Origin of the sequence: Streptomyces composti, from assembly GCF_012034205.1 — a bacterium.
GTDB lineage: Bacteria > Actinomycetota > Actinomycetes > Streptomycetales > Streptomycetaceae > Streptomyces > Streptomyces composti.
Map to the genome: position 1 here is coordinate 42,385 of NZ_JAATEM010000003.1, position 20,508 is coordinate 62,892.

Here is a 20,508-nt window from a genome sequence, read left to right on the forward strand (position 1 = left end):
GCCGGAGGACGCCGTGCCGGAGGACGCCGTGATCTCCCTGCTCGTCGTCGACGACCATCCCGTGGTGCGGGACGGCCTGCGGGGCATGTTCGAGTCGGCGCCCGGCTTCACCGTGCTCGGCGAGGCCGCCAACGGTGTCGAGGCGGTCGCGCTGGTCGCCGAACTCGACCCGGACGTGGTTCTGATGGACCTGCGCATGCCGGACGGAGACGGGGTCGGCGCCATCGCCGAACTCACCCGCCGCGGCGCCCGCGCCAAGGTGCTGGTCCTGACCACCTACGACACGGACTCCGACACCATCCCCGCGATCGAGGCGGGCGCGACGGGCTATCTGCTGAAGGACGCCCCGCGCGAGGAGCTGTTCGCCGCGGTGCGCGCGGCGGCCGAGGGCCGCACGGTCCTGTCCCCGGCGGTGGCCTCCCGTCTGGTCTCCGCGGTCCGCGCGCCCGCCAACGAGCCCCTCTCACCCCGCGAACGCGAAGTTCTCGCCCTGGTCGCCAGGGGCACCTCGAACCGCGAGATCGCCCGCGAGCTGTTCATCAGCGAGGCCACGGTGAAGACCCATCTCACCCACCTCTACGCCAAGCTCGGGGTCAACGACCGTGCGGCAGCGGTGGCGACGGCGTACGAGCGGGGCATCCTGGGCGGCCGCGGCGACTGAGGCCGGTCCGCTCACCCGGCACGGACGAGGGCGGGGGCCCTCCCGCACATGACGAGGGCGGTGGTCCCTCCCGCACATGACGAGGGCGGTGGTCCCTCCCGCACATGACGAGGGCGGGGCCCGAAACCCCGCCCGGATTCGGAGAACCCCGCCCGGATCAGCGGCCCCGGATCAGGGCCAGACGAGGCAGTACGGCTGGTGCCCCGCCTCGTGCAGCCGGTGGCTGAAGTCCTGCCACTCGTGGAGCAGCTGGTAGACGTTGAAGGCGTCGCGGGGGCCGCCGCGGTCGGGGACCGTGGACCAGATGAAGGCTGCCGCGCCGACCGCCTCCTCGCCGATGCCGCGCAGCGGGTCGACGACCGTCATGGGCAGCTTGACCACCGCGTAGTCGGGGTGCAGCACGACCAGTTCCAGCGGAGGCACCTTGTGCAGGGGAACGCCCTCGATGCCGGTCAGCACCATGGCCGCCATGGTCTCCGGCTTGATCTTGGTGAACATGCCGCCCATGCCGAGCTCGTCGCCGCCGAGTTCCTCGGGACGCATCGAGATCGGGACGCGGGCTGCCGTGGCGCCGTCCGGCGCGCCGAAGTACTTGTACGTCACCCCCACCCGACCACCATTCCTGCTCCCCGGTCCCAGCCGATCGATCCGTCCGTGTATACGTCCGTCGAGCCGCTCGGGTTCGCTCGGAACTCCATGAGTCTGACGGGACTCGTTCGCGCCTGCCGCGTTCGCCGCCTCGTCCGTGTGCTGGGTCTCGCGCCGGTGCCTTCCCCGCCGGGCACGTCGAGGACCCAGGTCATCAGTCCCCTCGCCCAGTCCGCCACCGCGATGCATATCTCCACCCGACTGCTTTTCTAGGACGCGCGGCCCCCGCCGCGCAACCCGATGATCGTGTCAGTGACCTCCCCCACGGCCGCCCGCCGAAACGTGCGGTGAAACATCGGTCCGCGCGATCTTCGCGGCCTCCGCCCGACCCGGGCCGTGTGAGCTGCGTGTACCAGACGCCAGTTTCGCAGATCACACGGCGGTGAGGGGGACCGGAGGCCGCAGAGATCCGCGCGGTGGCCGAGAACGATCGGTGCGGTCGCTCTTCGCGACCGCCCGGCCGGCGCTCGTGCGGGCCCGCCGGCCTGCCGCCCCTGGTCATGCACCTGCCACGCCGCTGCCCGGATCGCCCCTGAAGCCCTTCCCCGGCGCCCCTGGCCTACCCTGAACAACGTCCCTCGCACTCGGCACCGGAGCCCTCCGAGAGCCCGAGAAGTCGACAGAAGGTCGGAGAAGTCGCAGGTCATGAGCGAACTGCCATATCCATACGAAGCCCCCGCCTCGCAGGCGCTGTTCGATCGGGCCGCGGCCGTCACTCCCGGTGGCGTCAATTCACCGGTGCGTGCCTTCCGCGCCGTCGGCGGCACGCCCCGGTTCATGGTGTCCGGAAACGGGCCGTACCTGACCGATGCCGACGGGCGTGAGTACGTCGACCTCGTCTGCTCCTGGGGCCCGATGATCCTGGGGCACGCGCACCCCGAGGTGATCGCCGCCGTGCAGGAGGCCGTGGCCCGCGGCACCTCCTTCGGCACGCCGGGCGAGGGCGAGGTCGCGCTCGCCGAGGAGATGGTCGCCAGGATCGAGCCGCTGGAGCAGGTGCGGCTGGTCTCCAGCGGCACCGAGGCCACCATGTCGGCGATCCGGCTGGCCCGCGGCTTCACCCGGCGCAGCAAGGTGATCAAGTTCGCCGGCTGCTACCACGGGCACGTCGACTCGCTGCTCGCCTCCGCCGGCAGCGGTGTGGCGACCTTCGCGCTCCCCGACACCCCGGGCGTCACCGGCGCCCAGGCCGGCGACACCATCGTGCTGCCGTACAACGACCTCGAGGCCGTGCACGCGGCGTTCGCCGCCCACCCCGGTGAGATCGCCTGTGTGATCACCGAGGCCTCGCCGGGCAACATGGGCGTGGTGCCGCCGCTGCCCGGGTTCAACCAGGGGCTGAAGGACGCCTGCGAGAAGAACGGCGCGCTGTACATCTCCGACGAGGTGATGACCGGCTTCCGTACCAGCCGCGCCGGCTGGTACGGCGTGGACGGTGTGCGCCCCGACCTGATGACCTTCGGCAAGGTGATGGGCGGCGGCTTCCCCGCCGCGGCGTTCGGCGGGCGGGCCGACGTCATGGCGCACCTGGCCCCCGCCGGGCCCGTCTACCAGGCCGGCACTCTCTCCGGCAACCCGGTGGCCACCGCCGCCGGACTGGCCCAGCTGCGGCTGCTGGACGAGGCGGCCTACCGGAAGATCGACGCCGTCTCGGCACAGATCCAGTCGCTCGTCAGCGAGGCGCTCACCAAGGAGGGCGTGGCGCACACGCTGCAGAACGCCTCCAACATGTTCTCCGTCTTCTTCACCGACCGGCCGGTGCGCACCTACGAGGACGCCAAGGCGCAGGAGTCGTTCCGCTTCACCGCCTTCTTCCACTCGATGCTGGAGAACGGCGTGTATCTGCCGCCGTCGTCCTTCGAGTCGTGGTTCGTGTCCACCGCGCACGACGAGCAGGCGGTGCAGCGGATCGCCGACGCCCTCCCGGCGGCGGCCCGAGCGGCAGCGGAGGCCACCGCGTGAGCGCCGACCAGAAGAAGAACCTGGGCGCCGACGTCACCGTCGTGCACCTGATGCGGCACGGCGAGGTCGAGAACCCGACCGGCGTCCTCTACGGGCGGCTGCCCGGCTACCACCTCTCGGAACTGGGCCGGCGCATGGCGGACCGGGTCGCCGAGCACCTGTCCGGCCGCGACATCGTCCATGTCGGTGCCTCCCCGCTGGAGCGGGCGCAGGAGACGGCCGAGCCGATCGCCAAGGCGCACGGGCTGGACATCGTCACCGACGAGCGGCTGATCGAGGCGGCCAACGTCTTCCAGGGCAAGACCTTCGGGGTCGGCGACGGCGCCCTGCGCCGGCCGGAGAACTGGAAGCACCTGGTCAACCCGTTCAAGCCGTCCTGGGGCGAGCCGTATGTCGACCAGGTGATCCGGATGATGGGCGCCCTGAACGCGGCGAGGGACGCGGCCCGCGGCCACGAGGCGGTGCTGGTCAGCCACCAGCTGCCCATCTGGATCGTGCGGTCCTACGTCGAGCGGCGGCGGCTGTGGCACGACCCGCGCAAGCGCCAGTGCACCCTCGCCTCGCTCACCAGCTTCACCTTCCAGGGCGACAAGATCGTCTCTGTCGGCTACAGCGAACCGGCCCGCGACCTCGTCCCCCCGCACCTCCTGGCCGGCGCCAAGCGCCGCAAGGGGTCAGGCGGCGGCAAGGCCTTCGGCGCGTAGCCCTCACCACGGCTCCCGGCTGCCCGCGTCGTTCCGGGGCCCGGCGTTTCGAGGCCCGTCGTTCCGGGGCCCGGCGGCCGTGCGGCCGCCGGGCCTCCGCCTCCGCCGTGCGTCGATGTCGTCCTGCACGGGGCAGTGGGCGGGCGCAATCGGGCGTAGCGCGCCTACTTACCGCAAGCGGGGCGGCTCATGACCGTCGCGTGCCCTGTTCGTTGCACAATCTCCCCAAATGAGTGGAACCTCCGCCTCCGTCACGGCCTCTGAATGAGTGACCAGCTGATGATGTGACGAACGGGGAGGCCATGCGCACTCTCACCCGCAGGGGAATGCTCGGGCTCGGCGCGGGCGCCGTGGCCGCCGCCTCGCTGGCCGGCTGCGGAGGCCTCACCGGGTCGGACGATTCGACCCACGCCGGCGGTTCCCGCGGCGACGAAGGGGCGGGCGCCTCGCCCGAACCCTCCAGGACGGCGCGCCCGATCGGTGACGGGTCCACCTCCTTCACCGGGCGGCAGCCCCACCAGCCGGAGAAGCCCGTGCCGCTGGAGCCGGGTCAGGTCCCGCCCCAGTTCGTCGTGTTCTCCTGGGACGGTGCCGGCGAGGTCGGCAACGGGCTCTTCCCCCGTTTCCTGGACCTCGCCAAGGAGCACGGCGCGTCCATGACCTTCTTCCTCTCCGGGCTGTATCTGCTGCCCGAGTCGAAGAAGCGCCTCTACGACCCGCCGAACAATCCGCGCGGCGCCTCCGACATCGGCTACCTCACCGACGACCACATCAAGGACACGCTGAAGAACGTCCGCCGCGCCTGGCTCGAGGGCCATGAGATCGGCACCCACTTCAACGGCCACTTCTGCGCCGGCACCGGCAGCGTCGCCAACTGGACGCCGAAGCAGTGGCGCAGCGAGATCGACCAGGCGAAGTCCTTCGTCAAGCAGTGGCGGACCAACACCGGCTGGACGGACCTGCCGTCCCTGCCCTTCGACTACGACAAGGAGCTGGTCGGCGGCCGTACGCCCTGCCTGCTCGGCCAGGAGAACCTGCTGCCCGTCGCCCGCGAGCTGGGCTGGCGCTACGACGCCTCCTCGCCCGGCGGCCGCCAGACCTGGCCGGTGAAGAGGCAGGGCATATGGGACCTGCCGCTGCAGCAGATACCGTTCCCCGGCCGTTCCTTCGAGGTCCTGTCGATGGACTACAACATGCTCGCCAACCAGTCCGTCAACTCGACCAAGGCGCCCGCGCACAACTACCCGGGCTGGCGGCGGCAGGCCGCCCAGGCGTACATATCCGGCTTCAAGCGGGCGTACGAGACAAACCGGGCTCCCCTCTTCATCGGCAACCACTTCGAGGAGTGGAACGGCGGCATCTACATGGACGCCGTGGAGGAGGCCCTCAAGCACATGGCGCGGGAGAAGGAGAAGGGCGGCGACGTGAGGCTCGTCTCCTTCCGCCAGTTCGTCGACTGGCTCGACGTGCAGAAGCCCGAGGTCCTGAACCGGCTGCGCACCCTGGAGGTCGGGCAGGAACCGGCAGGTGGCTGGAAGGCGTTCATGGAGGACACCGGCAGCGGCACCGGGGAGAGCACCTCGAACGGCGCCTGAAATGCGGGTTTCCGCCCGCAAGGGGGGTGCGCATGATCCCCTGGAAGGGCATGCGAAACTTTTCACATGAGTGCCGCCAGCCGCGCCCCCCAGCGCCCGAACCGCGCCGCCCGCGTCGGCCGTGACCGCCGTGCGGGCGTCCGCCGCCGTGTCGCCCTGACCGCCGGTGCCGCCGTGGCCGCGCTGCTCGCCACCGCGTGCGGCGAGGGCGGGACCTCCGGCGGAGGCGGCGACACCAACTTCGTCACCGGTACCGACGGCATCTCCACCGCCGCCAAGGGCGAGCGCGCCGCGGCCCCCGAGCTGTCCGGCGAGACCGTCGACGGCAAGCAGCTCGACGTCGCCGACTACAAGGGCAAGGTCGTCGTGCTGAACGTCTGGGGCTCCTGGTGCAACCCGTGCCGTGCGGAGGCCAAGTACTTCACCAAGGTCGCCAACGACTACGCCGACAAGGGCGTGCAGTTCGTCGGCATCAACACCCGCGACACCAACATCCGGGCGGCCCGGGCGTTCGAGGAGGACTTCGACGTCCCCTACCCGAGCCTGTACGACCCCACGGGCAAGCTGATGCTCCGCTTCCCCAAGGGCACGCTCAACCCGCAGTCGATCCCCTCCACCCTGGTCCTGGACCGGGACGGGAGGATCGCCGCCCGCTCCCTGTCCCCGCTCAGCGAGGAACGGCTGCTGAAGATGCTCAAGCCGGTCGTCGCGGAGAAGTGACCTGATGGACCCGAACACCACGGTGCTCAACGGCGCCCTGCTGGTGGCGCTGCCCATCGCCGTGCTCGCCGGCCTCGTCTCCTTCTTCTCGCCCTGCGTGCTGCCCCTGGTCCCCGGCTACCTCTCCTATGTCACCGGAGTCTCCGGCACCGACCTGGCCGAGGCCCGGCGCGGCCGCATGGTGATGGGCGCCTCCCTGTTCGTGCTCGGCTTCACCGCCGTGTTCGTCTCCAGCGGTGCCCTCTTCGGCTACTTCGGGGACACCCTCCAGGAGCAGAAGGCCGTCCTCAGCAAGATCCTCGGCGCCTTCATGATCCTCATGGGTGTCTTCTTCATGGGGCTGATGCCCTGGTTCACCCAGCGCGAGTTCCGCTTCCACAAGCGACCGGCGACCGGGCTGGTGGGCGCGCCCGTGCTCGGTGCCCTGTTCGGCATCGGCTGGACCCCCTGCATCGGCCCCACCCTCTCCTCCGTGCTGACCCTCTCCGCCCAGCAGGAGAGCGCCGGGCGGGGCGCCCTGCTGACCGTGGCGTACTGTCTGGGCCTGGGCGTGCCCTTCGTGCTCACCGCCGTCGCCTTCCGCAAGGCGCTCGGCGCGTTCGCCTGGGTCAAGCGGCACTACGTGTGGGTCATGCGCATCGGCGGCAGCATGATGATCGTCACCGGTGTGCTGCTGCTGACCGGCGCGTGGGACAGCCTCGTGGCGCAGATGCAGACCTGGTCCAACGGCTTCACTGTGGGGATCTGACCCGATGAGCAACACCACGACGGACGACACCACGAAGGCCGGTGACGACCAGGAGCTGGGCGCGGCCGGCGCCCAGCTGTCCACCGCCCCCGACGAGGCGCCGAACCTGCCCTCCCTTGGCGTGATCGGCTGGGCCCGCTGGTTCTGGCGGCAGCTCACCTCCATGCGGGTCGCCCTGCTGCTGCTTCTGCTGCTCTCGCTCGGCGCGATCCCCGGCTCGCTGATCCCGCAGACCGGGATCGACGAGACCAAGGTCGCCGACTTCCGCGAGCGGCACGAGGTGCTCGCCCCCGTCTACGACAAGCTGGGGCTCTTCAACGTCTACAGCTCGGTGTGGTTCTCCGCGATCTACATCCTGCTGTTCGTCTCCCTGATCGGCTGCATCGTCCCGCGCACCTGGCAGTTCGTCGGCCAGCTGCGCGGCCGCCCGCCGGGCGCGCCCCGGCGGCTGACCCGGCTGCCCGCCCACACCACCTGGCGCACCGAGACCGGCCCGGAGCAGGTCCGCGAGGCCGCGCTCGCCCTGCTGAAGAAGCGCGGCTTCCGTGCTCATCTCTCCGGTGACGCGGTCGCCGCCGAGAAGGGCTATCTGCGCGAGGTCGGCAACCTCGCCTTCCACATCGCCCTGATCGTGATGCTGATCGCCTTCGCCTGGGGCCAGCTGTTCAAGTCCGAGGGCAACAAGCTGATCGTCGAGGGCCACGGCTTCGCCAACACGCTCACCCAGTACGACGACTTCAAGTCCGGCAGCCTCTTCACCACCGACGACCTCGAACCCTTCAGCTTCGACCTGAAGGACTTCAAGGGCACCTACGAGCGCACCGGCCCCAACCGCGGCACCCCGCGCACCTACGAGGCCGACCTCACCTACAGCGAGGGCGCCTACGGCGAGCAGAAGAGGACCACCGTCAAGGTCAACGAGCCCCTGAAGATCGGCGACGCCAAGGTCTACCTGGTCAGCCACGGCTACGCACCGGTCGTCACGGTCCGCGACGGCAAGGGCCAGATCGTCTTCCAGGACGCCGTCCCGCTGCTGCCGCTCGACGCCAACGTCACCTCCTCCGGGGTGGTCAAGGTCCTCGACGGCTACCGCAACCCCGAGGGCAAGAAGGAGCAGCTCGGCTTCCAGGCCTTCTTCGTGCCGACCTTCGGCGGGTCGGCGACCGGCACGATGCTCTCCCAGTTCCCCGCCCTGGACTATCCGGTCCTCGCGCTCAACGCCTACCACGGCGACCTGAAGGCCGACTCCGGCATTCCGCAGAGCGTGTACCAGATGGACAAGTCCAAGATGAAGGAGTTCAAGGGCCCCGACGGCAAGCTGCTGAAGAAGCTGCTGCGCCCCGGCGAGACCATGAAGCTCCCGAACGGTGCGGGCTCGGTCACCTTCGAGAAGGACATCAAGGAGTGGGCCGGCTTCCAGGTCGTGCAGGAGCCCGGCGGCGGCTGGGCCCTCGGCGGCGCCATCGTCGCCATCGGCGGCCTCGCCGCGTCCCTGTTCATCCAGCGCCGCCGCGTCTGGGTGCGGGCCACCGCGGGCGCCGACGGGGTGACCGTCGTCGAGATGGCCGGCCTCGGCCGCAGCGAGTCCGCGAAGGTCCCGGAGGAACTCGGCGACCTCGCCGAGGCCCTCTACGCACAGGCACCGGGCGCCCCCGAGCCCGACCCCGACTCCGCGACCGCTCCCGACAGCGCTCCCGGACCGGACGACGCATCAGCGAAGACACCCGACCACCGCAACCCTGCATCTGCCGAAGGGGCTGAGCAGCAGTGACTCTCGCCGCCGCGACCAACGAAAGCCTCGCGGAGATGAGCAATGTGCTCATCTACTCCGCGATGGCCGTCTACACCCTGGCCTTCTTCGCGTACATCGCCGAATGGCTCTTCGGCAGCCGCAGCAAGGTCGCCCGCACGGCCGCCGCGCTCACCCCGGGCGCGGAGTCCAGGAAGGCGCCGGCGGTGACGGTGAAGCAGGCGGGCGGAACCGCCGTCCTGGAGCGGCCCAAGGTCGTCGTCCGGGCCACGGCCGGCACCCGGGACGTACCGGACGGCCCCGGCGCCCACGGCGGTGACGAGCAGGGCGACCTCTACGGCCGTATCGCCGTGTCCCTCACCGTGCTCGGCTTCCTGCTGGCCTTCGGCGGCGTGCTCACCCGGGCGCTGTCCGTGCAGCGGGCGCCCTGGGGCAACATGTACGAGTTCAACATCACGTTCTCCACCGTCGCCGTCGGCGTGTACCTCACGCTGCTGGCGCTGAAGAAGAACGTGCGCTGGATCGGGCTGTTCCTGATCACCTCGGTCCTCCTCGACCTCGGCCTCGCTGTCACTGTCCTGTACACCGCCAGCGACCAGTTGGTTCCCGCCCTCCACTCGTACTGGCTCTACATCCACGTCTCCACGGCGATCCTCTGCGGCGCGGTCTTCTACCTGGGCGCGGTCACCACGATCCTGTACCTGTTCAAGGACTCCTACGAGAGCAAGCTGGCCGGCGGCGGCAAGCCCGGCAGCTTCGCCACCAGCGTCCTGGAGCGCCTGCCCGCCTCCGCCTCGCTCGACAAGTTCGCCTACCGGGTCAACGCGGCCGTCTTCCCGCTGTGGACGTTCACGATCATCGCGGGTGCGATCTGGGCGGGCGACGCCTGGGGCCGCTACTGGGGCTGGGACCCCAAGGAGGTCTGGTCCTTCATCACCTGGGTCGCCTACGCCTGCTACCTGCACGCCCGCGCGACGGCCGGCTGGAAGGGCCGCAAGGCCGCGTACCTGGCCCTGCTGGCCTTCGGCTGCTGGCTGTTCAACTACTACGGCGTCAACATCTTCGTCTCCGGCAAGCACTCCTATGCGGACGTCGGCCTCGGCGTCCTGACCGCCGCCGGCTTCTGAGCCGGCACCGGGGACACCGGCAGGGACCATCGGGAGGCAGGCGCGCTCACCTCCCGATGGTCCCGGTGTTCCCGATGTCCTCGTTCCACAGCTGTGGATGGCGCTCCACGAACTCCCGCATCATCGCGACGCACTCCGGATCGTCCAGCAGCACGATCCGCACCCCGTGCTCGGCCAGCCACTCGTGCCCGCCCCGGAAGGTGACCGCCTCACCGATCACCACCCGCGAGATCCCGAACTGCCGGACCAGCCCCGAGCAGTACCAGCACGGCGACAGCGTGGTCACCATCGTCGTCCCGCGATACGACGGCTGCCGGCCCGCCGCCCGGAAGGCGGCCGTCTCCGCGTGCACCGACGGATCCCCGTCCTGCACCCGCCGGTTCCGCCCCCGCCCCAGCAGCACCCCGTCCGCCCCGTACAGCGCGGCCCCCACCGGAACCCCGCCCTCGGCAAGCCCCGCCCGCGCCTCCTCCAACGCGACCCCGAGCCAGGAACGAGCGGTGGCGGTATCGATCGTCTCCATACGGCCAGTGTTCCCCGACCGCAGGGCCGGCGGCTCGTGGACGCGTCGCTGGTGGCGTCTGAGCAGCACGTCCGCGTCCGTCTCCGCGCTGCCGTCGTCCGCCGCCCGCGCCCTGCTGCGCCGCGCGGCCAGCTCGGCGCACTCCCCGCAGCCGGGGACCGGCTCCGGGGGCGGGCTCACCGGGACCAGCGGGTGAGCCAGCGACAGGCGGATCGCGGAACGGCGGTTGGCCTCGCGGACCTCGGCGCTCAGATCCATCGGCGATTCCCTTTCGTCACTCTCGGTGTGTCGAGCGTGGCGCAGTGGAATCGTGGGCATCAATGCATGACGCGTGACACTCGACCACTGTCACGGAGGGGGCGCCGTGAGCCGACGCAACGCCGGGGGGAGTACGGGGGCGACCACGGCCGCCGTGTTCGGTGAGGTGCTGAGGCACTTCCGGGAGGCGGCTGGGCTGACGCAGGAGGGGCTGGCGGGGCGCATCCCGTGCGACCGGTCCCATGTGGCGCGGGTGGAGGCGGGCACGCGCGTACCGACGGACGCGTTCGCGAAGACGTGCGACGAACTGCTCGGCACGGGCGGGGTCCTGGGCCGGCTGTGGGGGAGGATCGACTGGTACCCACAGGTGGAGCATCCGGACTGGTTCCGGCGCCGGGCGGAGATGGATGCGGTGGCTGTGGCACTGCGTGAGTATCAAGTGCAGGTGGTGCCTGGCCTGTTGCAAACAGAGTCGTACGCACGGGCGCTGTTTTCGCGCGTCACCAGCGGTGAGGAAGTGGAGGAGCGGGTTCGTGCCCGCCTGAGCCGGCAGCGGCGCTTTGTGTCCGGCGGAGGTCCGTTCTACGCCGTGGTTCTCGACGAGAGCTGTCTTCGCAACGTGATCGGCGGATCGAACGTCATGCGGGAGCAGTGCGCGCACCTGCTCGACGTCGCCCGTTGCCCCAACATCCACGTGCAGGTGGCGCCTGCCGACCGCGCCGAACTCGTGCGCCCCAACGCCTCGATGTCGTTGATCGAGCTGCCGGACGGGCACAAATGGGTTTACTCCGAGTCACTGGATCGAGGCCATTTCAGTGACGATCCGGCCGTCTACGGACGGCACTTGCAGACCTATGATGTGCTCAGGGCGGATGCTCCGTCAGCTCTCGAGTCCGCCGCTCTGATCAGCGAGGCGATGGAGAGGTACGAGCACGATGAACAGCGACAAGTTCAGCTCGGCCACGACCTGGATCAAAAGCAGCTACAGCGGCGACAACGGCGGCAACTGCGTCGAGGTGGCCCTCGACTTTCCCGGTGCCGTTCCCGTCCGCGACAGCAAGGATCCTGACGGGCCGGTGCTGATGGTGGGCCGGGGTGCCTGGGCCGCCTTCACCGCGGGCCTGCGCTGAGAACGCGCCGCCTGACAACCTCTCCACCCAGTAAGCTCTTTCGCTCCGCAGGACGGTGAGCGAGGAGAGCGAGTGAGCGGGGGCGGGGGCTTTGAACTCAAAGGGAGCGGTGCCGATCCGCTGGAGGAGGGCGATCCGTCAAGGATCGGGCCCATCCCGCTGATCGGGCGCCTCGGCGCCGGCGGCATGGGCCGCGTGTATCTCGGTGTGCACGAAGGGCGGTACGCGGCCGTCAAGCAGGTACGGCCCTCGGTGGCTGCCGAGGACAAGGGGTTCCTGCGGCGCTTCGGGCACGAGCTGGACAACCTGTCGCGGCTGCCGGCCGAGGCGACCGCTCCGCTGCTCGCGTCCGACCGGGATGCCCAGCCCCCGTGGTTCGCCACCGCGTACGTGCCCGGCATCACCCTGAGCGACGCGGTCGAACGGCACGGCACCCTGCCCGTCGACGCGCTGTGGCTGCTGCTGCGTGAGGCCGCCGCCGCTCTGGCCCTCGTGCACGAGCGGGAGATGGTGCACCGGGACATCAAGCCGTCCAATGTGATGCTCACGCCGGAGGGTCTCACCCTCATCGACTTCGGTGTCGCCCGCGCCGCGGACCAGAGCCGGCTGACCCTGAGCGGCATGATGGTGGGCACCCCCAGCTACATGTCGCCGGAGCAGGCCACCGGGACCCGGGCGTCCAGCAGTGCCGTGGACATCTTCGCGCTGGGCTCGGTGATCGCGTACGCCGCCACCGGCACCCCGCCGTTCGGGGAGGGCTCCGGCCCTCCGGTGCTGTACCGCATCGTGCACGAGGCGCCCGACATCGACGCCCTGCGGGAGCTGGACACCGAGCTGGCCGACGTCGTGGCCTGCTGCCTCGACAAGGACTACGAGGGCCGTCCCACCGCTGCCGAACTCGTCCGGCTCGCCGACCGGCACGGCCCGTTCACCCCGCCGCTCTGGCCCGAGGCCATCACCGGAGAGCTGGCCGAACGCGCCGCCTTCGCGGCCCGCGGGGCCCCGGAGACCACAGCGCCCACGACGCCCGGACCGTCGGCTCCGGAACCGGTACCCGGACCCGGACCCGTGGCCGCACCGAAGCCGGAAGCCGGGAAGTCCGGGCGGCAGCGTTCCCGGGTACGGCTGGTGGTGATTCCCGTCGTGGTCGTCGTCACCGGGACGACCCTCGCCTTCCAGCTCCTCCCCTACGCCTTCGACCCCGGCGACGACCGGGCACGGCCGCGTGCGTCCGCCTCGGCCACCGTCTCCGCCGGCCCCTCCCGGTCCGCGGCCGGCGCCGGGAGCTCACCGTCCGCGCGCGCGTCCGGCGAAGACAGCACCGGCGGACAGGCACCGGCGTCACCGGGAGACGCGGACCGGGCCGCGGCCGGGAAGCCGGAGGGCAAGGGCAAGGGAGACGCAGGGGCGCAGACCGGCGGCGGTGACGGGCAGACGGACGGGAACCCCGGCGGTGGCGACGCGGAGGCGGGCGGCGGCCAGGATGCCGGCGAGGTGCCCGCATCAGGGACGTTCACGCTGAAGAACGCCGCGAACGGCAAGTGCCTGGCGGCCCACTACAGCGACGCCCCCTACGACGGCTCCTGCGAGGGCGCCGGTGCCACGTGGTCGTACCAGAGCCTTCCCGGCGGCGGCTTCCGGATCGTCAGCGGGCGGTCCGGGAAGTGCCTGCAGGCGCAGACGCTCGGGCATCAGGTGCTGGCGTTCAACTGCGGGGGCCGCAACGGACAGGAGTGGCGCGAGGGCCCGGGCGGCACGCTCAAGAACACCGCGACCGGAGGCTGCCTGACCGTCAGCCCGGTCAGCGGCTACAGCGTCACCACCGAGACCTGCGACGGCTCCGCCGCACAGCGCTGGACGCGGGGATGAGGGATGAGCATTCCGGAGGGGAGGCGGACCGGTCGGCTCAGTCGGCCCTGGGGTCCTCGTCCGGGTCCCTGTCCCGCTCGCGGTCCGTGCCGGCATCGCGGTCCCGGTCCTGCCCGCGGGGCTTGTTCTCGTCGAGGGACTTCAGGAAGTCGGGGTTGTCGTCAGGGGCCACCCACTGGCCGCGTCCCACGCCGCGGGCGGCCGGGTGCCGCTTCTTGCCGGCGATGATCCACGAGATCGAGCCGACCAGCGGGAACAGCAGCACCAGGATCGCCCACAGCGGCTTGGGCATGTGGCGGACGTCCTCGTCACTCGTGCTGATGCAGTCGATGAACGCGTAGATGCTCAGTGCCAGCGGCACGAGAAACATCAGCACCCGAAGCATGGGGCCTCTCCAGCGGAAGCGGTGGGTGGTACACGGCCAGGGTAGCCGCTCGGGGATACTGGACCGCATGGCTTACGACGATCTTCGCTCCCTGCTCAGGGCGCTGGAGCGCGAGGGCGACCTCAAGCGCATCAAGGCCGAGGTCGACCCGTATCTGGAGGTCGGTGAGATCGTCGACCGGGTGCAGAAGGCCGGCGGCCCGGCGCTGCTCTTCGAGAACGTGCGCGGCTCCAGCATGCCGCTCGCCATGAACGTGTACGGCACCGACCGGCGCCTGAAGAAGGCGCTCGGCCTGAAGTCGTACAGCGAGATCAGCGACAAGATCGCCGGACTGCTCAAGCCGGAGCTGCCGCACGGCTTCGTCGGCGTCCGCGAGGCCTTCGGCAAGCTCGGCGCGATGACCCACGTGCCGCCGAAGAAGGTGAAGGACGCGCCGGTCCAGGAAGTGGTGCTGACCGGCGACGACGTGGACCTGGAGAAACTGCCCGCGCTGTTCACCTGGCCCAAGGACGGCGGCTCCTTCTTCAACCTGGGGCTGACCCACACCAAGGACCCGGAGACCGGCATCCGCAATCTGGGCCTGTACCGGCTGCAGCGCCACGACAAGCGCACCATCGGCATGCACTGGCAGATCCACAAGGACAGCCGGAACCACTACCAGGTGGCCGCCCGCAGGGGTGAGCGGCTGCCGGTCGCCATCGCCTTCGGCTGCCCGCCCGCCGTGACCTACGCCTCCACCGCGCCGCTGCCCGGGGACATCGACGAGTACCTGTTCGCCGGGTTCGTGCAGGGCAAGCGGATCGAGATGGTGGACTGCAAGACCGTGCCGCTCCAGGTGCCGGCGAACGCCGAGGTCGTGCTCGAGGGGTGGCTGGAGCCGGGCGAGATGCTGCCCGAGGGGCCGTTCGGCGACCACACCGGCTTCTACACCCCGCAGGAGCCCTTCCCCGCGCTGAAGATCGACTGCGTGACGATGCGCAGGCGCCCGCTGCTGCAGTCGATCGTGGTCGGCCGCCCGCCGACCGAGGACGGGCCGCTGGGGCGGGCGACGGAACGCTTCTTCCTGCCCCTGCTGAAGATCATCGTCCCGGACATCGTGGACTACCACCTGCCCGAGGCCGGCGGCTTCCACAACTGCGCGATCGTCTCGATCGACAAGAAGTACCCCAAGCACGCGCAGAAGGTCATGCACGCCATCTGGGGCGCGCACATGATGTCGCTGACCAAGCTGATCGTGGTCGTGGACTCCGACTGCGACGTGCACGATCTGCACGAGGTCGCCTGGCGGGCGCTCGGCAACACGGACTACTCGCGCGACCTCACCGTCGTCGAGGGCCCCGTCGACCATCTCGACCACGCCTCGTACCAGCAGTTCTGGGGCGGCAAGGCCGGCATCGACGCGACGAAGAAGTGGCCCGAGGAGGGGTACACGCGCGACGGCGGCTGGCCCGACATGGTCGAGTCCGACCCGGAGACCGCCGCCAAGGTGGACCGCCGCTGGAAGGAGTACGGACTGTGACCTCGGCCTCCGCCGCGCTGCCGCAGCAGCCGGGACGCACCAAGGCCTTCCTGCGGCTGGTGATGATCGAGCACTCGGTGTTCGCCCTGCCCTTCGCCTACATCGCCTCCCTCACCGCGATGTACCAGTGGGACAGGAACATCCACTGGGGCCGGCTGCTGCTGGTCACGCTCGCCATGGTGGGCCTGCGCACCTTCGCCATGGCCGCCAACCGGATCATCGACCGCGAGATCGACGCCCGGAACCCGCGCACCGCGCACCGGGAGCTGGTCACCGGCGCGATGACCGTGCGGCACGCCTGGACCGGCGCGCTCATCGCGCTGGTCGTCTTCCTGGGCGCCGCGGCCCTGCTCAACCCGCTGTGCCTGGCCCTCGCCCCCGTCGCGGTGATCCCGATGGTGGTCTATCCCTACGGCAAGCGGTTCACCGACTTCCCGCAGGCCATCCTCGGGCTCGCCCAGGCGATGGGGCCGGTCGGCGGCTGGCTGGCGATCACCGGGGCCTGGTCCTGGAACGCCGTCGTCCTCGGCCTCGCCGTGGGCATCTGGATCGGCGGCTTCGACCTGATCTACGCCTGTCAGGACGTGGAGGCCGACCGCAGGATCGGCGTGCGTTCGGTCCCCGCCCGCTTCGGCATCCCGGCCGCCATCTGGGGTGCCCGCGGCTGCCACGTCGTCACCACGGCCCTGTTCGCCTGGTACGCCGTGCTCACCGGCGCCGGCGCCTTCTTCTGGCTGGGCCTGCTGATTGTGGCCGCCGCATTCGTCTACGAGCACACCATCGTCCGCCCCCACGACCTCTCCCGCCTCAACCGCGCCTTCTTCTCCGTCAACGGCTTCATCGGCATCGCGCTCTTCGTCTGCGCGCTGCTGGACCTGCTGGTCCGGGGGCTGACGGTGTGACGGCCCCCGGGGCTCCCGGGACCGGGCCGGGGCAGCGGCCGGCCCGGCTTCGCCGGCCGGCGGTTGTGCCCCTAGGTGTCCCACCACGCCTCCGGCAGCGCGCGCACCAGGGGCACGAGCTGCCGCACCCGCTCGGCCGGTGTCCGTGGCGTCATGCGACCGGCGCCGGGCGGCGGCGGAAGAGGAAGGCTGCGGTGATGCCGGATATCAGGCCGACCAGGTGGCCCTGCCAGCTGACGCCCGTCTGGGTGGGGGCTATGCCCGCCAAAACGGAGCCGCCCCAGACGGCGGCGATCAGGACGGCGACCAGGATGCCGAGCGGGCGCCGCTCCACGAAGCCCGTGGCCAGCAGGTAGCCGAAGAGGCCGAAGACCAGGCCGGAGGCGCCCGCCGTGTTGCTGTGCGCCGGGGACAGCAACCACACACCCAGTCCGTCCGCCACGATGATCAGCGCGCAGACGGCGGCGAACCGGCGCAGTCCGCCCAGCGCCGCCAGGAAGCCCAGGACGAGGAGCGGGACGCTGTTGGCGGCGACATGGCCGAAGCCGAAGTGCAGGAAGGCGGCCGGGACGACGTCCGCCAGCTCGGCGGGCTCCCGCGGCACGATCCCGAAGTCGTCCAGGGCGTGACCGGTGGCCACGTCGACCGCTTCCAGCAGCCACAGCAGCGCCACCCAGCCCACCATCAGCTGGGCCGCGACCCTCATCCGGTCGCCGCGCGACCACTCGCCCCGCACTCCGGACATGGCAGCCCCCGCCTCAGTCGTCCCGTCCGGGGAACGCTCGGGCACCCTGCGCCGGTTCCCACCCTGCGGAACCGGATAGGCTCGGGGGTGTGAACCCGCTCAAGCCAGGAGAGACGGCGCGTACGCCTTGGATCGTAGGGGTGTCGGGCGCGTCCGGCACGCCCTATGCCGCCGCCGTGCTGCGTGCGCTGCTCGCCGCCGGCGAGAGCGTCGACCTGGTCGTCTCCCGTGCCTCGCGCCTCACCCTGCTGGACGAGACCGGGATCTCCTTCCGGGACGCCCACTGGCGGAACGACCTGCGTGCCTGGCTGTCCCGGGGCGCCGACGGCAAGCCGGACACGTTCACCGTGGACGTGGACGGGGACGCCGTGCGGTACTGGCCCGCGGGCGACCTGGCGGCCGGCCCGTCCTCGGGGTCGTACCCGACGAAGGGCATGCTGATCGTGCCCGCCTCCACGGCCAGCGTGGCCGGGGTCGCGCTCGGACTGTCCAAGGACCTGCTGCAGCGCGCGGCGAGCGTCACCCTCAAGGAGCGGCGCACACTGGTCGTGGCCGTGCGGGAGACCCCGCTGGGCGGCCAGACCCTGCGGCACCTGGTCACCCTCGACGACGCGGGCGCGACCGTGGTGCCCGCCTCACCGGCCTTCTACGCGGGCGCGACGCACATCCAGGACCTGGTGGACTTCGTCGCCGGACGCGTACTGGACGCGGCGGGTGTCCGGCACCGGCTCTACCGCCGCTGGCAGGGGGAGCTGGGCGGCGGCGACCGGCCGGTCTGAGCAGGACCGGACGGACCGAGCGGCGACTTCTCTCACGACTCCTCAGACCTCTTCAGACCTCTTCAGTGGAAGGTTTCGATTCGATGGACGCGGTGGACAGGCAGCTCATCCAGGCCCTCCGGGAGAACGGCCGGGCCTCCTACGCGGAGCTGGGGCGCCTCGTCGGTCTGTCGGGACCCAGCGTCACCGACCGCATCAACCGGCTGGAGGCGGCCGGTGTCATCACCGGCTACCGGGCCACCGTGAACGCCGCGTCGCTCGGTCTCGGCGTCACCGCACTGATCGGCATCTCGCTCTCCGACGCCGCCGACCACGAGGACGTGGCCCAGCGGCTGAGGGACCTGCAGGAGATCGAGGACTGCTGGTTCATCGCCGGTGACGACTCGTTCATGCTCAAGGTGCGCGCGACCGACGTGGACGGCCTGGAGAGGACCATCCGCCGGCTCTCCGGCACCAAGGGCGTCTCCCGTACCCGGACCACCATCGTGCTCTCCACCAAGTGGGAGAACCGGGTGGGCGAGCTGCCCGAAGAGGTTCACTGACCGGGGCGTACGGTGGGTCGGGTCTGTCTTCTGGGAGAGAGGTAACGGCATGGACGTCGGGCTCAAGCGCGAGCTGGAGGAGAAGGTCCGCTCCGGTGAGCGGCTGACCCGCGAGGACGGCATCGCGCTCTACGAGTCGGACGACCTGGCCTGGCTCGGCGGGCTGGCCCACGAGGTACGCACCCGGCTCAACGGCGACGTCGTGCACTTCAACGTCAACCGGCACCTCAACATGACCAATGTGTGCACGGCGTCGTGCGCGTACTGCTCCTTCCAGCGCAAGCCGGGGGAGAAGGACGCGTACACCATGCGCATCGAGGAGGCGGTCCGGCTCGCCAAGGAGATGGAGCCGGAGAACCTCACCGAGCTGCACATCGTCAACGGGCTGCACCCCACCCTGCCGTGGCGCTACTACCCGCGGTCGCTGCGCGAGCTGAAGGCCGCGCTGCCGCATGTGTCGCTGAAGGCGTTCACGGCGACGGAGATCCATCACTTCGAGAAGATCTCCGGGCTGCCGGCCTCGGAGATCCTGGACGAGCTGATCGACGCGGGCCTGGAGTCCCTGACCGGGGGCGGCGCGGAGATCTTCGACTGGGAGGTCCGGCAGCACATCGTGGACCACGACACCCACTGGGAGGACTGGTCCCGGATCCACCGGCTGGCGCACGAGAAGGGTCTGAAGACCCCGTGCACCATGCTCTACGGGCACATCGAGGAGCCCCGCCACCGGGTCGACCATGTGCTGCGGCTGCGCGAGCTGCAGGACGAGACCGGCGGCTTCCAGGTCTTCATCCCGCTGCGCTACCAGCACGACTTCGTCGACATGAAGGACGGCAAGGTCCGTAACCGGCTCCAGGCGCGGACCCAGATGGCGACGGGGGCGGAGGTGCTGAAGACCTTCGCGGTGTCGCGGCTGCTGTTCGACAACGTGCCGCATGTGAAGGTGTTCTGGGTGATGCACGGGCTGCAGACGGCGCAGCTCGCGCTGCAGCACGGGGCGGACGACATGGACGGGTCGGTCGTCGAGTACAAGATCACGCACGATGCGGACGACTTCGGGACGCCGAACAAGCTGACGCGTGAGGATCTGCTGGAGCTGATCCGGGATGCGGGGTTCCGGCCGGTGGAGCGGAACACGCGGTACGAGATCATCCGGGAGTACGAGGGGCCGGACCCGGAACGGCGGGAGGCACCGCAGCCGATGCGGGTGTGACCCGTTCCGGGTGCGGCGCCCTGGGGGCGGTGCAGTGGGACTGGGTGTGCGGGTACTCGGGGTTCATGGGTGCGTCGGAGGATGCGTACAGCGCTGAGCCGTTCGTTCCGGAGGAGCTGAGCCTCGAGGCGCTGCGGAAGGCCGCGGCGGGGTGTCGTGGGTGTCCGTTGCACCGGGATGCCACGCAGACCGTCTTCGGGGCCGGGGCCGCGGATGCCCGGGTGATGCTGCTGGGCGAGCAGCCCGGTGAGCAGGAGGACCGGCTGGGCCGGCCCTTCGTCGGGCCCGCGGGGAAGCTGCTGGACCGGGCGCTGGAGGAGGCCGGGCTATCCGGCGGACGCGTATGTCACCCATGCGGTCAGGCACTTCACGTTCACCCGCGCCGAGTTGCGCAGGCGGCGTACCCACCGGGCGCCGACGCTGCGGGAGATGGCGGCCCGCGGGCCGTGGCCGGCGGCCGGGCCGGCCGTCGTGCGGCCCGAGCCGGTCGTGATTCTCGGCGCCACCGCGGGCAGGGCGCTGTTCGGTTCCTCGTTCCGGGTCGGTGAGGCGCGCGGGGCGCTGCTGGAGCGGGAGATCCACGGGCGGCCGGAGAAGCTGGTGGCCACCGTGCACCCCTCGTCGGTGCTGCGGGCACGGGACGAGGAGGAGCGGGCATCGGCGTACCGGGGGCTGGTGGCGGATCCGACAGTGGCTGCGGAGGCGCTGAGGTAAGGGGTAGGGTCGCT

At 70.7% G+C, this 20,508-nt stretch carries 20 protein-coding genes and 1 pseudogene; 17 read left to right on the top strand and 4 right to left on the bottom strand.

Going from position 1 to position 20,508, the window contains the following annotated elements:
* Nucleotides 1-13 precede the first annotated feature (13 nt).
* Nucleotides 14-661 carry a response regulator gene (locus HCJ93_RS03260; protein ID WP_167991201.1) on the top strand — a complete coding sequence of 216 codons (648 nt, stop codon included), beginning with the start codon at nucleotides 14-16 and terminating at the stop codon, nucleotides 659-661.
* A gap of 171 nt (nucleotides 662-832) precedes the next feature.
* On the opposite strand, the gene HCJ93_RS03265 is transcribed toward HCJ93_RS03260, so the two are convergent.
* Nucleotides 833-1,498, bottom strand: a complete 666-nt coding sequence (locus HCJ93_RS03265; RefSeq protein WP_206316769.1) for a hypothetical protein — start codon at nucleotides 1,496-1,498, stop codon at nucleotides 833-835.
* A 456-nt stretch (nucleotides 1,499-1,954) separates the two neighbouring features.
* Between HCJ93_RS03265 and hemL the strand changes: the two genes are divergently transcribed.
* The 7 genes from hemL (at nucleotide 1,955) to ccsB (ending at nucleotide 9,915) form a co-directional block, all read left to right on the top strand.
* Nucleotides 1,955-3,271 (top strand): glutamate-1-semialdehyde 2,1-aminomutase, encoded by a 1,317-nt coding sequence (hemL, locus tag HCJ93_RS03270; protein WP_167990893.1) that lies wholly within the window; start codon nucleotides 1,955-1,957, stop codon nucleotides 3,269-3,271.
* 50 nt (nucleotides 3,272-3,321) lie between these two features.
* Nucleotides 3,322-3,975: a histidine phosphatase family protein gene (locus HCJ93_RS03275; RefSeq protein WP_167991204.1), complete on the top strand. Its 654-nt coding sequence runs from the start codon at nucleotides 3,322-3,324 to the stop codon at nucleotides 3,973-3,975.
* 326 nt (nucleotides 3,976-4,301) lie between these two features.
* Nucleotides 4,302-5,570, top strand: coding sequence for a polysaccharide deacetylase family protein (locus tag HCJ93_RS03280; RefSeq protein ID WP_206316786.1), 1,269 nt, complete (start codon nucleotides 4,302-4,304; stop codon nucleotides 5,568-5,570).
* A gap of 66 nt (nucleotides 5,571-5,636) precedes the next feature.
* Nucleotides 5,637-6,290 carry a TlpA family protein disulfide reductase gene (locus tag HCJ93_RS03285; RefSeq protein ID WP_167990897.1) on the top strand — a complete coding sequence of 218 codons (654 nt, stop codon included), beginning with the start codon at nucleotides 5,637-5,639 and terminating at the stop codon, nucleotides 6,288-6,290.
* Nucleotides 6,291-6,294: 4 nt separating this feature from the next.
* Complete coding sequence (locus HCJ93_RS03290) at nucleotides 6,295-7,038, top strand: cytochrome c biogenesis CcdA family protein (protein WP_167990899.1); 744 nt, start codon at nucleotides 6,295-6,297, stop codon at nucleotides 7,036-7,038.
* A gap of 4 nt (nucleotides 7,039-7,042) precedes the next feature.
* Nucleotides 7,043-8,809, top strand: a complete 1,767-nt coding sequence (gene resB, locus HCJ93_RS03295; RefSeq protein ID WP_167990901.1) for a cytochrome c biogenesis protein ResB — start codon at nucleotides 7,043-7,045, stop codon at nucleotides 8,807-8,809.
* The gene (gene ccsB / locus HCJ93_RS03300) at nucleotides 8,806-9,915 is read left to right on the top strand and encodes a c-type cytochrome biogenesis protein CcsB (RefSeq protein WP_167990902.1); all 1,110 of its coding nucleotides are present in this window, start codon (nucleotides 8,806-8,808) and stop codon (nucleotides 9,913-9,915) included. Before resB ends, ccsB begins: the two co-directional genes overlap by 4 nt.
* 46 nt (nucleotides 9,916-9,961) lie before the next feature.
* Here the strand turns inward: ccsB and HCJ93_RS03305 are convergent, their stop codons facing one another.
* The gene (locus HCJ93_RS03305; protein WP_167991206.1) at nucleotides 9,962-10,438 is read right to left on the bottom strand and encodes a nucleoside deaminase; all 477 of its coding nucleotides are present in this window, start codon (nucleotides 10,436-10,438) and stop codon (nucleotides 9,962-9,964) included.
* A 364-nt stretch (nucleotides 10,439-10,802) separates the two neighbouring features.
* Here HCJ93_RS03305 and HCJ93_RS03310 point away from each other — a divergent pair, with 364 nt between their 5' ends.
* The 3 genes from HCJ93_RS03310 to HCJ93_RS03320 all read left to right on the top strand — a co-directional run bounded on the left by HCJ93_RS03310 (nucleotide 10,803) and on the right by HCJ93_RS03320 (nucleotide 13,695).
* Entirely contained in the window at nucleotides 10,803-11,765 is a 963-nt protein-coding gene (locus tag HCJ93_RS03310) for a helix-turn-helix domain-containing protein (protein ID WP_309141294.1), read from the top strand.
* On the top strand, nucleotides 11,713-11,826 hold the full coding sequence (locus HCJ93_RS29245) for a DUF397 domain-containing protein (RefSeq protein ID WP_309141295.1): 114 nt from the start codon (nucleotides 11,713-11,715) through the stop codon (nucleotides 11,824-11,826). Before HCJ93_RS03310 ends, HCJ93_RS29245 begins: the two co-directional genes overlap by 53 nt.
* Nucleotides 11,827-11,898: 72 nt before the next feature.
* Nucleotides 11,899-13,695: a protein kinase domain-containing protein gene (locus tag HCJ93_RS03320; RefSeq protein WP_167990906.1), complete on the top strand. Its 1,797-nt coding sequence runs from the start codon at nucleotides 11,899-11,901 to the stop codon at nucleotides 13,693-13,695.
* A 37-nt stretch (nucleotides 13,696-13,732) separates the two neighbouring features.
* Here the strand turns inward: HCJ93_RS03320 and HCJ93_RS03325 are convergent, their stop codons facing one another.
* Entirely contained in the window at nucleotides 13,733-14,080 is a 348-nt protein-coding gene (locus HCJ93_RS03325; RefSeq protein WP_167990908.1) for a PLD nuclease N-terminal domain-containing protein, read from the bottom strand.
* Nucleotides 14,081-14,147: 67 nt separating this feature from the next.
* Between HCJ93_RS03325 and HCJ93_RS03330 the strand changes: the two genes are divergently transcribed.
* Entirely contained in the window at nucleotides 14,148-15,599 is a 1,452-nt protein-coding gene (locus HCJ93_RS03330; RefSeq protein ID WP_167990909.1) for a menaquinone biosynthesis decarboxylase, read from the top strand.
* A complete protein-coding gene (mqnP, locus tag HCJ93_RS03335) occupies nucleotides 15,596-16,501 on the top strand; it encodes a menaquinone biosynthesis prenyltransferase MqnP (protein ID WP_167990911.1) in 906 nt (301 codons plus the stop codon). Before HCJ93_RS03330 ends, mqnP begins: the two co-directional genes overlap by 4 nt.
* A 151-nt stretch (nucleotides 16,502-16,652) precedes the next feature.
* On the opposite strand, the gene HCJ93_RS03340 is transcribed toward mqnP, so the two are convergent.
* A complete protein-coding gene (locus HCJ93_RS03340; RefSeq protein WP_167990913.1) occupies nucleotides 16,653-17,246 on the bottom strand; it encodes a rhomboid family intramembrane serine protease in 594 nt (197 codons plus the stop codon).
* An 89-nt stretch (nucleotides 17,247-17,335) separates the two neighbouring features.
* On the opposite strand from HCJ93_RS03340, the gene HCJ93_RS03345 reads away from it, so the two are divergent.
* From HCJ93_RS03345 to HCJ93_RS03360, 4 genes and pseudogenes are all read left to right on the top strand, one after another.
* Nucleotides 17,336-18,025, top strand: a complete 690-nt coding sequence (locus HCJ93_RS03345; RefSeq protein ID WP_167990915.1) for a UbiX family flavin prenyltransferase — start codon at nucleotides 17,336-17,338, stop codon at nucleotides 18,023-18,025.
* 83 nt (nucleotides 18,026-18,108) lie between these two features.
* Nucleotides 18,109-18,567, top strand: coding sequence for an Lrp/AsnC family transcriptional regulator (locus HCJ93_RS03350; protein WP_167990917.1), 459 nt, complete (start codon nucleotides 18,109-18,111; stop codon nucleotides 18,565-18,567).
* A gap of 49 nt (nucleotides 18,568-18,616) precedes the next feature.
* Nucleotides 18,617-19,780, top strand: coding sequence for an aminofutalosine synthase MqnE (mqnE, locus tag HCJ93_RS03355; RefSeq protein WP_167990918.1), 1,164 nt, complete (start codon nucleotides 18,617-18,619; stop codon nucleotides 19,778-19,780).
* A gap of 65 nt (nucleotides 19,781-19,845) precedes the next feature.
* Nucleotides 19,846-20,494, top strand: a pseudogene (locus HCJ93_RS03360) (UdgX family uracil-DNA binding protein).
* The last annotated feature ends 14 nt before the right edge of the window (nucleotides 20,495-20,508 follow it).